Source organism: Methylocaldum szegediense (genome assembly GCF_949769195.1).
GTDB lineage: Bacteria > Pseudomonadota > Gammaproteobacteria > Methylococcales > Methylococcaceae > Methylocaldum > Methylocaldum szegediense.
In genome coordinates, this window is record NZ_OX458333.1 from 4,384,992 (window position 1) to 4,398,021 (window position 13,030).

Consider the following 13,030-nt stretch of genomic DNA (forward strand, 5'->3'; position numbering starts at 1 on the left):
GGCTGCACGATCATGTCCAAATCCGCTCGATCGGAAAATCGATACGCATCACCTAGCGACCTGGTCGCCGCGCTGGGCGGCCGTTTTTCGGCCGAACTGGAAATCGATGTATCAGAGCGGGGCGACGGCGAACTTTTCAAATGGTTTCTTGCGGCCGTTTTGTTTGGGGCGCGTATTTCCGAGAGGATTGCGGCGCGTACCTACCGGACCTTTGCCAAAAGAAAGCTGACGACGCCCGAAGCCATCATAGCGTGCGGTTGGGACGGCTTGGTGGCGGTCCTGGACGAAGGCGGGTACACCCGTTATGACTTCAAGACCGCGACGAAACTGTTGAACCTGTCGCAGTCTTTGCTTGAAGAGTACGGGGGCAGTCTCAATCGACTACATGCGAAAGCCGAATCCGCCGAGGACCTGGAACAAAGATTGATGGCCTTGGCGAAAGGCATCGGGCCGACGACAGTCACTATTTTCTTGCGGGAATTGCGCGGCATATGGCCCAAGGCGACACCGCGTCTGTCCGATCTGGCTATAGACGGAGCCAAAGCGCTGGGTTTTTTGCCCGACGAGCAGTGTGAGAACCGTTTAGCGGCAGCACGACTGCAGGCGCTTTGGGCAAGGGCTGGCGGGGCACCTTCCGAATTCCCGGATTTCGAAACGGCATTGGTCAGGCACGGCCTGTCGCTGCGACGGGCGAAGACGCATGCCGGCAAATCGGCCGGTTGATCACGCATAGCCCGTTTGGCTTTGCCCCGCGGAGTGAATTCTGGGCATTGTTTCGAGCGAATGACGGGAGCTCGATTCCGCGAGCGGAGCGGCGCGTTAGGTCGAAGGCAGGAACCGCTCGCTAAAGATGTGCTCATCGGAAATCCCGAAAGCGCGTGCCGTCTCCGTTGCTGCATCGATGAGCGCAGGGGGACCGCAAAGATAGAGGTCGGGAGCGGGGCCACCCTGTTCCAGGTCGCGCCGTAAAGCATCCACGGGAGTGCCGCGAAATCCGCTCCACGTCGGTTCCGGGTGCCACACGCACAGTTCGACCTTGAGCTGCGGCAAGTGTTGGCTGAGTTCCCGAAGGGGATTCAGGCAGAATAGTTCGGCTTCGCGATTGACGCCGAAATAGAGCCTGGCCGGTTGCGGTTCCTGTAACTCGGCCATGTGGCGAAGCATGGAGAGCAACGGCGCCAAGCCGGTACCGCCGCCCACGAAATAACGTGGCCTGAGGCTTTGTGCCTGCAAGACGAAATGGCCGCTAGGGCCACGGATGTTGATGCGCTGGCCGATTTTCGCCTCCCGCTCCAGGTAAGTGGAGAACGCTCCGCCCGGTTGCAGCCGGATCAGAAATTCCAGTTCACCAGTCCAGTTGGGGGTATTGGCGATGGAGTAGGCTCGGCTGATGTCGGTGCCGGGAATTTCCAGGCTCATGTACTGACCCGGTTCGAAATCCGCAGCTTGGCTGCCGTTGCTGTCCGGCTGCAGCCGCAGTAACAGTCGCACCGTTTTTTCGGCGATGGTCTCCAGCTCGACGATTTCGGCCGGGCGACTCGCCAGTCCTTCGAAGCGGATGCGCTGGAAATCGTAAGGCGCCTTGAGCGATAAATTGCTCAGCGGGCGCGTTCGGCAAAGCAATACGTCGCCTCTAGCAGCAGCGTCCGGGGGCAGCGCCAGGGGGTTATAGCTGTCCAAGTCGTAATCGCCGTCGACACGGGTGCAGAGACACGCGCCGCAACCGCCGTCCCGGCACAGTGACGGCAGTATAATGCCTTCCTCTGCGGCGGCGGCGAGGAGATTCTGCTCAGGGCCGCAGGTGAAATTGAGCTGCTGCCCGTCGCGGGTAGTGAGTGTGATGACATGGCTGGTCATGGCTTCTCCGTTGGAAAGTCGGTCATTGAAATCACTTGAGAGTAAATCGGCGAAGCGGTGCGGTGGGCTAGGCCGCGAGCCCGTAACCCACCAATCGACCTCAAAACGCCGGTTAAGCGGAACCCGCCCTGAACCGTCGAACGGATCGCCCCGAGCGGAGCCGAGGGGCCTGTCCTGAGCCTTGTCGAAGGGCTAGCCCCCATCGATCGATTTCGTTTGGCTCTACGATCCGACGACGAATGTTCACTCGAATGCCGAATGGAATAAGCTCTCTCCTCTCAAGTATTCAAGCCGCACGCTGAAGTGCTGCCTCGATGTCGGCTTCGGCCGTGGTGATCGGTTTCAGATCGAACCGCGCCGAAAGCTGTTCCAGGAGGGCTGGCGTCAGGAATGCTGGCAGGCTCGGTCCGAGCCGGATACCGCGAATGCCGAGTGATAGTAGAGTCAAGAGTACGGCCACGGCTTTCTGTTCGAACCAGGACACCATGAGGGACAAGGGCAAGTCGTTCACCCCGCAGTTGAAAGCTTGCGCCAGGGCACTCGCGATTTGAATGGCGGAGTAGGCGTCGTTACATTGGCCGAGGTCCAGGAGACGCGGGATGCCGCCGATAGTGCCGAACTCGTTCCGATTGAAGCGGTACTTGCCACAGCCTAGGGTGAGCACGACACTGTCCTCGGGTACGCGGTTCGCCAGATCGGTGTAGTAATTGCGCCCGGGCGCCGCGCCGTCGCATCCGCCGATCAGGAAAAAGTGACGGATGGCGCCGGTTTTGACAGCATCCACGACTTTGTCGGCAACGCCGAGCACCGCGTTGCGGGCGAATCCCACGGTGACGGTTTGTTCCGGGCCATCTTCCTGGAAACCTGGGAGAGCCAGCGCCGCTTGAATGACCGGCGAGAAGTCGCCGTTGGCGATATGGCGTACACCTGGCCAGCCTACAGGTCCTGTGGTGAAGAGGCGTGACCGGTAGCGAGGATGGGGTTCGATCAGGCAATTGGAGGTCATCAGGATCGCGCCCGGAAATTCGGCGAATTCGTGGGTCTGGTCCTGCCAGGCACCGCCGTAATTGCCGACCAAATGCGGATAAGCACGCAGTTTGGGATAACCGTGGGCCGGCAGCAGTTCGCCATGGGTGTAGACGTTGATGCCCCTGCCTTTAGTTTGTTCCAGTAGGGCCGCCAAATCCTTCAGATCATGGCCGCTGACCAGGATCGCCTTACCTTTGACCGGAGTCGTCCGCACGGCGGTCGGTTCGGGGTGGCCGAAGCTGCCGGTATTGGCGGCGTCCAGAAGCTCTAGAGCCGTTAGATTCAACTGGCCGACGGCCAGCGCTTGATCCAGGAGTGTTTCGGCATCGGCGGGGTTACCGGCTAGAAAGTCCAGGATTTCCTCGAAACGGGTATAGAGTTCGTCGCTTTCGTAACCGAGAATGCGGGCATGGTAGGCATAGGCGGCGACCCCTTTGAGTCCGTAAAGAATCATTGCCCTGAGACCGATGATATCGTCACCCACTTGTTCGCGGCCGGCGGTTACGGCGGCTGACTTAGTTTGCGCCAGCAAGCCGTCGATATCATCCATCGGCTGCCAGGCGGCGGGTCCGTTCAGGACTTCGGGAGCGCCGCCTCGTTCCCGTGCCGCCTCTTCGTAACGTGCCTTGATTCGGTCGCGCAGCCGGGCGGTTTCCTGAATCATGGCGATGAAACGGGCGGGATTGAAGTTGACGTTGGTCAGGGTCGTGAACATCGCGTAGAGTATGAACCCGTCCACCTCGCGGTCAGAGATGCCGAATGCACGGGCGCGCCGGGCATACTGGGCGATGCCTTTCAACCCGTAGATCAAAAGGTCCTGAAGATCGGCGGTGACTTGATCTTTACCGCAGATTCCTTTGGTGCTGGTACAGCCGTTACTGGTATCGGTACGGGCGGTTTGTTCGCATTGATAGCAAAACATGGCATTTTTCCTTTAATTGGACATTCAAATCGTATCGACGGTGAACAACATAGCGGCCGAAGAATCGTCTCTCCTTGACCTAGGTCAAGCGGCTTCCTTCGGGAGACCGGCATGAAGAGAACGATGCCCGATTGGATTTACCGGCACTTGCTGTTCGCGGAGTTGGATCAGCCTCAATTGGCCCAGGTGGTTACCGCCGCGCTTCCTGTTCAGCTGGATGCGGGAGAAGAGCTTTTTACGCATGGTCAGCGGGCGACCCGCTTCTTCATATTGGAAACCGGGACGATTCAGCTTTATCGCCTTTCGCCGGCGGGCGAGGAGAAGGTGATCGAGCTGATTTGGCCCGGCCAGTCTTTTGCAGAGGCGGTGATGTTTATGGAGGGCAACCGTTATCCGGTCAGCGCCCGCGCGATCGTTCCCAGCGAGGTTTGGGGGTTCGACATGAACGTGTTTCGGGCAGTGTTGCAGAATTCGCCCGCCGTCTGTTTCCGGCTTCTGGGCCGGATGAGCCAGCGCCTTCGCCAGCTGCTGCAGGAAATCGACGAGTTAACCCTTCAGAACGCCACGATGCGGCTTGCGCAATACCTGCTTCGGTCCGCGCCTGAGCCAAGCTGTGGACGTTACAGCGTGCATTGGGAAACGCCGAAGCAAGTGCTGGCTTCGCGGCTTTCGGTTCGTCCGGAGACGTTTTCCCGGATTCTTCAGCAATTGGCGCAGGCCGGCATAATCCAGGTCCACGGCAAGACGGTGGAGGTGCTGGATGCGGCCCGTTTGAGGAACTGGGCGGGCCAGAGCGATTAGTCATCTAAGAAACGGCGGCTTGACCTGTCCGCCGTTTTAGGACGGCAGCCGAAGCCGTACCCACCGCTGCGGCGGCGCTGTCGGATTTTCGCCGTTCGGCGATTTCGCTCAGTCGCCCACTGCGCCGAGTTCAAGCCGGGACGGAACCTGCCCATCGACCTCGTCGGACGTAGATTCGGCCTTTCCGATACCGACATGCGTACGATCGACGCCGGGCAGCCCGATCAGCTCTTGCTGAATCGCCTTGGCGCGGCGGTCTGCCAGTGCTTCGAGTTCGGAGGTAGGTAAGGGCGGCGCGTTGCTTACCAAGTGTTCGAACAGGCGTTCGTAGAAATCCTGGTCCTCACTTCCCCGACCGATTAGCGCCAACATTCGGCTGACACGCTGCGGCCTTTTTCCCGTTTTCTTTTCATAGTCGGCCTGAATCTCTTCTAAGGCTTTGGGACCTCCGCGTTCGACCACGAGGTCTTCCAGCGCACGCTGGGTCTTGGCATTGGTGAACGCCAGGGGCCCCGGATCTTCGCCGGGTTTGAGTCCCATGTCCAGTTTTTCCGCAACGGCTTGGCGAACGTGTAATGCCTTCAGGGCTTCGCCGTCGCGCTTGGGGTCAAACCGGCCATGTATGGTCAGCTTGAGCATCGGGCGTTTTTCCATGGCCTCCGCAACTTTCTTGAGCTTTTCCTTCTCCGGCGGTGGCAAGGTATAGCTGCCAGGACCGAAAAGAACGGTCTCCGGGTGTTCCTCTTCGCCCGCGAAGACCGATCCGATCATGCGAAACGGCGCGGTCACGGCTTTTTTCACCACCGTGGTGACGGCCTCCCAAATGAGCTTGCCGTAGCGGAACTCGGGGCTGTCTACATCGCCCTCGACGGGTACCGAGACGTTGATTCGTCCTTGAGAGTCGGTAAGCACGGCGACGGCGAGATCCAACGGTAGGGAAACGGCATTGGGGCTTTCGACGCGCTCACCCAGGGTGAAATTGTCGAGAACGATCGTGTTGTCACTCTTCAAGTGGCTGTTGTCGATTTTGTACTGGAGATCCAGATCGAGCTTGCCGGATTGAATCTTGCGTCCCGCGAAGGTCGCGCTGTAGGGCGAAAGCGACGTCATCGCTACGTTGCGGAAGGTCACCTCGATGTCGCTGAACTTTTTTTGCTGCAAGGGATTCAGCGCGCCGTCGACCGTGACCGAGCCAAACGCGTCAACGCGTCCAGTGAACGCTAAATGGGTTCCGCCGGACGCCGACGTCGAAATATCGGTAATCGTCCCATTGAAATCGTGAATCAATGCGCCAAAGGGGAAGACCAGACTCAGATCGCTGAAGTCGACGACACCGTTTTCGACTCGGACGCGTTCCACCGTAACAGGAAACGGCTTTTTCGAATCCTGCTTTGCGGGCTTCGGAGATGCAGCTGCTTTTGGAGCGCGAGCTTTTGGGTTTCTTTCTTTGAATATGGCGGCGAGATTTGTCGAGCGGTCTTCGAAAATGGTGATCTTCGATCCCGGTTGATCGATCCTGATTTCTTGAATCGATAGGCGGTTAGGTTCGAGCGAAAAATCGATCGCGGTTGCGGAAAGCTTTTTCCAGGATAGAAAACGTTGGCCGGTCTCGGTTTCCTTCAACAGCAGATCGGAAACACTGAGAACGCCTTTGCTCCGGATTGACGGTGCTTTCGGAGTTTGGACAAATTCCACGTTCATGGTCGTGGACAAGTCGCCGCTCTCGAGCTTGAGTTTGGCGAATTCAGCGACCAGAGGGTGTAAGCCCTTCAGGTTTATTCGTTCCATCTCAATCTTGGCGTCCGCCCGATCACCTTTAAGGGATGCCGTGCCCGTTGCCTTCAGCGTACCCCCCTGTTTGACCTTGAGGCTGGTATCGAATTCGACCGGTGTCTCGTCGTCATTGGTGAGGTTTTTGAGGTCGACCTCGATGTCTTCGAAGTCATAGGCGATCTCGGATGAGTAGCTATGGTCAACGACGCCGAGAGCGAATCCCTCCAGCGCGAACGCGTTGAGTGCGAAGTGCCATGGCTGGTTGCCAGACTTGTCGGCCGGTGCTTCGGTGGCTGGCGATTTCGGACTGGTTTCCTCCGTCTTGGGAGCGAAGAGTTCGGCCAAATGAATGGTACCGGCCTTATCTCGAACGATTCGGGCGTTGCCGCCCTTCAAAGCGGCGCGCCCGATGATCGCCTCGCGTTTCTCGAGGTCCAGGTGCCCGTCGGCTAGCTCTAGCACATCCCAGGCCGCTAAGGGGGCGGTAGAACCAGGTTCACTCAGCGCGATGCCGTTTAGAGTCGCCGCCAGCCCGCCGATATCGGCTTTGGTCGTTCCCGCTCCAACTTCCGCCTGGGCTTTGAGATCGAGGCCGAATCGGTCGACCGAAACGACATAAGGCGAACGGCGGCTAGCATCGGCATACGCCACGCCGACATCGGCAATCTTGAAATTTTCGACCGTCAGTTTCCAGGGTATTTCAGGCTCTGTGCCTTGGGGCGGATTGGATGGATTGGAAGGACTGCTGTTCGGTTGATCTTTCACCAAGCCTTGCCAGTTCAAGGAACCGCTTGCGTCTACGGATGCCCTGACTTGGCCTTTCTCGATGACGAGCGAAGGGACGGTAATCGACCGGCTCGCCAGGTCAAACTCGGCATTGCCGGTCTCGATCTTTTCCAGTGTCAGGATCGGCTCGTCGGTGTCGGGCATGGTGAACCGGAGTTGCGAGAGCTTCAGTGCAAGATTGTTCAACGAAAGGTCGGTTTTTTCACCGTTCTGGCTGTACCGGTAGTGTGCCGACAACGCGGCGACACCAGATGGTTCAGCTAAATTGAGGCGGTCTCGCAAATGTTTCCACGGGATCGCCAGGTTGAAAGCGTCCAAACGTAGGTTGCCTTCGGACAGTAGTGGCTGTAGCGACAGATTTCCCCGCCACTCCAGGGTTCCTCCGTCTGCAAGTTTGAGAGCGAGTTCGTAAGTACCCGTCTTGTCAGGGAGGGTTGTGAGCATATCGAGTGTCAAGTCGATCGGGCTCACCGTTTCGACGATATCGGTATCTTTGGAGTAATCGGCGTATTGCACTGAGCCATTCGTCAGTTCGAAGTGCTTGAGCAGAAAACGGGGGAGCGGCTTGTCGGGTTGTTCCGGTTCCTGCGGTTTTGGTCTAGCTTCTGCGATTTTTGCCAAGTTGAGTTTGCCGTCTTCGTCGACAACGGCTCGCAACGACGGGTTTTCCAGACGCAAATCGGAAAAAGTCCAGGCTCGGCGGAAAATACTCTCGAGTTCGAAATTTACGAACAAACGGCCGAGTTGAAAAACGGGCTGCCCATCCGTGTCGTTCAGCTTGAAGTCGCGGGCTTCGAGAGCGAACGAGAAGGGATTGAAGTTGACCACGCCGATCGAAGCGTCCCGCTTGAGCTGCTCGGCGGCCACCTTGGGCACGTAGCGCTGCACCAGAAAGGGCACGAGGGAAAACCCAGCTAGCGCATAAATCATGAGTACGGCCGCAAGGGTTAATATCCATGGATTTCTAGCGATTCGGACTAGCCGATTCATGCAAGTTCGGGCTCCTTGACGTAGGATTGGCAAAGCGTAACGAATAAGTGTAGTGCCGGTCTTGACTCGTGCCGATGTCAGGTTTCCCCACGGCGCAGATTACGCCGATTGAAAAAAGCATTCTTATCTTTTGACTCAGACAAGCTCAAAGCTGCTTCCATTACCAGCGGGGAAGTGAAAACATTATCGATTATCCGGTTGCCGGTCGAAAATAGCTGCAGTCGAGTTTAAGGTCGAAGTAAACTTTTGCGGAAATAAGGGGAGGGGCAAATCATCGGGTGCCTATCGGAGGCAGCGGAATCTCGGGCCGAAAAATCCACAGGGCTCCGAAGAATTGATAGGCGCTCCAAGGTTTTTTTGATATATATTTGTTTCCCCGTTTCTGGAGCATCTGGCGGAATCAGTTGCTAACTATCTCTGGGTGTGGCCGCGAGGTTGGACTGGGTGGTTCACACCAAGCAGTCGAAGTAGAGCCAATGTTTAGAGCTGATCGTGTTTTCTGGGAGCGTAATAATGTAACGGGACAAACTGAATGGTTTTTTCTGACTCGGGAAGGCGTTAAGGGACCCTATCAATCGGAGGCACTTGCGCGAAAGGCGCTCGATGAGTTTAAAGAGCAATGCATACGCGCCGGAAACAATGCCGCCAGAACTTCCGATTGGAACAGTCATTTTGAACTTGTTCGAGACGGGGCCGGTTGGACGCTGCGGAAAGTCGTTCCCGCCGAGTCGAAGTAATAGGATTCGGTAAAGCCGCCCGGCATTGGCACGCCGAAAAATGTTTTAAATCGGACAAGCTATCATCGATCCTTCGCCGATCACGGCGAAGGAGATGAGGTTCGCGCGGCAAAACCGTCTGCTTTCGCTGTCTATCCCACCGCGTCGTTTTCCGCTTTATTCAATACCAGACCGACCAAAGGCGTCCCTTCCAGGACTGCTATGGCTCGGGATAGTTCTTGTTGAGTCGTTTTTCCTTCTTCGACGACTAATACCGCGGCATCGACATGAGTCATGAAAGACAGCGCATCCGCTGTTCCCAAGTGAGGCAGGTCGAATATGATGAACCGGGAGGCGTAGCGGTGTTTCAATTCTTGCACCAGATGGGCCATCTTGGGCGACGCGATGAGTTCCGAAGAATTGAATACCGGCCGTTTTCCGGGCAGTACGACAAAACGACTAATGCCTTTGGGATTGATGAGAATTTTTGACAGGGGAACATTGTCGATCAGATGGTCGGCGAAGCCTACGGTCGGATCAATGCCCAGATAACGATGCACGGCAGGATCTCTGAGGTTGGCATCGGCGAGAAGAGCGGACTGGTGGACCTCGAGCGCGATGCTCAGTGCGAGATTGATAGCAGTGAGGCTTTTTCCGCAGCCTGCGCTGGGGCTGGTGATAGCCAGGGTATTCCAGCCGTGTTCGCGCATTTTGTGCAAGACACGGGTACGCAGGATTTTGTACGCGTCCACGAAGGCGCAGGGATTGTACCCGGCGATGACCCGTTGTCGGCGCAGGAATTCCCTCGACAGGGCCACGGTTCTGGTCTGGGTGTACTGGATGTTTTCCAATGAAACCAGGTCCGCCTTGGCGGTCTGCGGGCTCGCTAGTGCGGAATCCTGATGATGTCCAAATGCTCTGCTGATGCTTTCCATAGCTCACTCCTTCCCTGTTAGGTTGGCTTTCGGGAACCGACCCGTCGTCACTGTCGAAGTCGACGGGTCCGGCTAGCGGTTGCAGCGCAACCGAATTTCATAGGCTCTACTTAAAGCGTATCCATTTTGCGTAAGCCTCTAAACCATAACACATCCAGCGGTATCCAAAACCAATGGACAAGCGCCAGAACAAGCAAGATGAGTCCCAAACCCGCCAGCACGCTAACGGTTCTGATTTTGTGTTGCTGTGAAATCTCTTCGTCGGTTTGCAGGTAAGGTATCACGGCGACGGGTGCCGTGCCCGCCAATACGGCTATCTGCTTCATTCCGCGTACGGTTTGGTCCAAATTTTCCGTCAGCAGCACATATCCGAATCCGCCAGCCATCGCCAGCACCATGCCGAGAAACGCAATCGCAGGCCGGTTCGGCTTGAGCGGTTGTTCTGGCACTAGCGGAGGCTCAATAATAGAAAACCGCTCGCCCTTGCTTTTCCTTTCGAGTTGCTCGGCCACTTCCGCTTCCATTGCTTTAGCCTTCAGCTCGCGGTAACGGGTGGTCGCGTTTTCGTAATCCCTCACCAGTTCCAGATATTGCCGTTCCACTTTAGGAGTTTGCAATAGGCGTTTTTCATACTCACGGAGTTTTGCCCTGACCTCCTCTCGCCGCTTCCGCAGAGTTCGCAAATCCTGAATGACACCTTCGCGTTGCGCTTGCAGCGTGATGTAGGCGGGATTCTCAGGCTGCCCCGAGGTCATCTCTCTGATCGTGCGAGTCGTTTGAATCTTTTTCAGTTCCGCATCCAGTGCGGAAATCTGCTTTCGCAAATTAATGATATCTGGATGATTTTCGGAGTATCGTTCCCTGAGCGATGCCAATTGGCCGTCCAGTTGGGTGATACGCTTGGCCAGTTCCAAGCCACTTTCGGGGTTTCCCGCATCCAGTTTTAGCGAATTGATTTCGAGACGCGTCTTGACAACATCGGGGTGCTTGTCCGAATAGCGGCTGGCCATGGCCAAATACTCGGCCTTAAGACTCTTGAGGCGTTCCTCGGGACTCAGAATGCGTTCTCCGGTCGAAGAGATCACGGGAACATCAGGCTTGATTTGGGCCAATTGCCCGTCCAAATAGAACTTGCGGTCCTCCAAGGAACGGATTTCGTTGTCGATCTGCATCAGCTCGCGCTCGCTGCGGTCCATGAGATCAATATTGATCTGTTTTTGCTCAGGCAGGCTATTCAGGTTCTGCTCCTTGAATTCGGCGAGCTTTCTCTCCAGGGCGGAAACATGCTCGCCCATCCGTCTAGCCTCCTCCTCGAGGAAATCCGAAGTTTCAGCGGTTCTTTGCGCGCGGGTCTTGAGGTTTTCCTCCAGATAAAGCGAAGTGATTTCGTTGGCGACGCGCTGGGCAAGCTCTGGATCACGGCTGTCATAGGACAATGTAAACGCGATGGTGACTGTGGACGGCCTGCCGGTACGTGGATCGATGATATCGGCGCTGATCGTTTCCAGAGCGATATCGGCACGCATGCGTTCAATGATTTCCTCTTCCGTGAGCCGCTGGCGTTCGTCGGCGTACAAATCGAATTTCTCGATGATCTTGTTCAAGTTGGCCCTCGTCATGACTCGCTGACCGATCATTTGCAAGCGTTGCGTGGCATAGGTCGTGATGGTCGAGCGTACCAGGTCGGACGGTATTTCCTGCTCTTCAATCAAAATGGTTGCGCTGGATCGATAGGTCGGCGGCAGCAGCACGGCGAGCAAGAGGCTCAAAAACAAGATGCCCCCTAGAATCGCTGCAAATTGATGTTTGCGGCGCTTGAACGCAGCAATATAGTCGTGAAGTCCTTTCTCTTCCATGATTTCCTCGCCAATCAGTACTTTTGCTTATCCCACTGATAACGGATGGTCAGATAAGCGGCATGAGATTCAGGGATATCCGAGACGATATCGATCTCTTGTCGTCCATACTGATATGACATGGAAAAAGACCAGTTTTCGGTCCAATTCCAGCTTAGCTCGCCGCGGGCGCGGAAAAGCTGGCGATTGAGTGTAATGTTGCGCTGATCGGCCGTCTTGCGGTCCACATAAGAAAATTGAGCCAAGCCGCTCACGGTGGGCTTGAACTTGTGTTTTCCCGTGAACGTGACCGTATCGGCTTCGACCAAGTTGCCGTATAGGCTAGGGCTGACCGTGTGCGCATAGTGAAGATTCAGTTCGTCTGCGTCGAAGCGCTTAGTTGCGTTCAGATCGATCACATAGGTCACGAAGCTGCTGTCGACATGATCGAAATTATCGAGTATTGGCTCGCCACGGCTATCCCTGAAAATGGTTTGGAAAACGGCCTCGGTCTTGTTGTATTGGGCCCCGGTGGCGAAGCTGACATCGAAGGTTTCGTCAATGGCATAGGAAAATCCGGCAATGGCCGTGGCGTAATCAATCTCGATTTCGTCGGCGCGATTTTCGTAGTTTCCGGGAATGCGGAACGGTCCAAAATCCAAATGTCCCGGAATGAAAATCGTGCTCCCGACCGCCGAATAGCGGGTGTAGGAGACCGAGCCGTTCATCGTCAGCCGCTCGCTGTAATCGTGAATCAAAACTACCGACCCGGAATGGCTTTGATAATCGGGAAAAAAGGTATTCGCTTTGTTTCGATAATCGGTATTTTGGAATTGATAGTTCAGGCTGAGACGGGTTCTTTCGCTCAAGTCGTAGGTCCACGATGGATTAAGCGTCTGCCGATTTCGCCTAACCTGCTCGAATATCAGATCGTCGGTTTCGACGAAGGATGCACGGGTGGAATCTCGAATGTAATCGCCTCGAAGAGCGAATTGGCTGCGTTCCGTGACGAAGTAACTGCCTGTCAAAGAGACGAACTGATTGAGGCTATCCAAGCCCTTTTGATTGTAAAAATAGTTGTCGAGGCGGATATTCCCATCGAGTTTCCAGGTCTCCTCCGCGGCTGAAAATCGTGTGTTCAAGCCGAGCCTCGTGCCCCAGACATCGGTATGCGGGCCGGGTGTGAGAAAAAGGTTGGTGTTGTATTCCTGTCCCACGTTGGCATCTGCCTGGAAGGTATATTCCACCGCTCCGCTGTCCGATGCGATCAATAATCCCACGCCCCACGCGATACAGCGTCGAGCATTTGCGCGTCGCTGATTGTCGGCAGCGCCGACCGGTTTGGCTTCAGGCATGACTGTCACCGCCAGCCAAACATACGGGCGG

Annotated in this window: 9 protein-coding genes; 3 read left to right on the forward strand and 6 right to left on the reverse strand. The window is 56.2% G+C overall.

What is annotated here, in order from left to right; all coding sequences use genetic code 11:
- The first annotated feature begins 12 nt into the window (after window positions 1-12).
- Window positions 13-723 (forward strand): HhH-GDP family DNA glycosylase, encoded by a 711-nt coding sequence (locus tag QEN43_RS19190; protein WP_051331546.1) that lies wholly within the window; start codon window positions 13-15, stop codon window positions 721-723.
- Window positions 724-819: 96 nt separating this feature from the next.
- Here QEN43_RS19190 and mmoC read toward each other — a convergent pair whose 3' ends face one another.
- A complete protein-coding gene (gene mmoC, locus QEN43_RS19195) occupies window positions 820-1,857 on the reverse strand; it encodes an aromatic/alkene monooxygenase hydroxylase FAD-binding subunit MmoC (RefSeq protein WP_026609863.1) in 1,038 nt (345 codons plus the stop codon).
- Window positions 1,858-2,143: 286 nt separating this feature from the next.
- Entirely contained in the window at window positions 2,144-3,808 is a 1,665-nt protein-coding gene (hcp, locus tag QEN43_RS19200; RefSeq protein WP_026609864.1) for a hydroxylamine reductase, read from the reverse strand.
- A 111-nt stretch (window positions 3,809-3,919) separates the two neighbouring features.
- On the opposite strand from hcp, the gene QEN43_RS19205 reads away from it, so the two are divergent.
- Window positions 3,920-4,609, forward strand: coding sequence for a Crp/Fnr family transcriptional regulator (locus QEN43_RS19205; protein ID WP_084161810.1), 690 nt, complete (start codon window positions 3,920-3,922; stop codon window positions 4,607-4,609).
- Window positions 4,610-4,717: 108 nt separating this feature from the next.
- Here QEN43_RS19205 and QEN43_RS19210 read toward each other — a convergent pair whose 3' ends face one another.
- The gene (locus QEN43_RS19210) at window positions 4,718-8,158 is read right to left on the reverse strand and encodes a DUF748 domain-containing protein (RefSeq protein ID WP_026609866.1); all 3,441 of its coding nucleotides are present in this window, start codon (window positions 8,156-8,158) and stop codon (window positions 4,718-4,720) included.
- A gap of 476 nt (window positions 8,159-8,634) precedes the next feature.
- Between QEN43_RS19210 and QEN43_RS21865 the strand changes: the two genes are divergently transcribed.
- The gene (locus QEN43_RS21865; protein WP_026609867.1) at window positions 8,635-8,895 is read left to right on the forward strand and encodes a DUF6316 family protein; all 261 of its coding nucleotides are present in this window, start codon (window positions 8,635-8,637) and stop codon (window positions 8,893-8,895) included.
- A 131-nt stretch (window positions 8,896-9,026) separates the two neighbouring features.
- Here QEN43_RS21865 and QEN43_RS19215 read toward each other — a convergent pair whose 3' ends face one another.
- The 3 genes from QEN43_RS19215 to QEN43_RS19225 form a co-directional block, all read right to left on the reverse strand.
- The gene (locus tag QEN43_RS19215) at window positions 9,027-9,809 is read right to left on the reverse strand and encodes a CpsD/CapB family tyrosine-protein kinase (RefSeq protein WP_235726553.1); all 783 of its coding nucleotides are present in this window, start codon (window positions 9,807-9,809) and stop codon (window positions 9,027-9,029) included.
- A 110-nt stretch (window positions 9,810-9,919) separates the two neighbouring features.
- Window positions 9,920-11,665 (reverse strand): GumC family protein, encoded by a 1,746-nt coding sequence (locus tag QEN43_RS19220; protein WP_026609868.1) that lies wholly within the window; start codon window positions 11,663-11,665, stop codon window positions 9,920-9,922.
- 14 nt (window positions 11,666-11,679) lie between these two features.
- The gene (locus QEN43_RS19225) at window positions 11,680-12,999 is read right to left on the reverse strand and encodes a porin family protein (protein ID WP_026609869.1); all 1,320 of its coding nucleotides are present in this window, start codon (window positions 12,997-12,999) and stop codon (window positions 11,680-11,682) included.
- Window positions 13,000-13,030 lie beyond the last annotated feature (31 nt).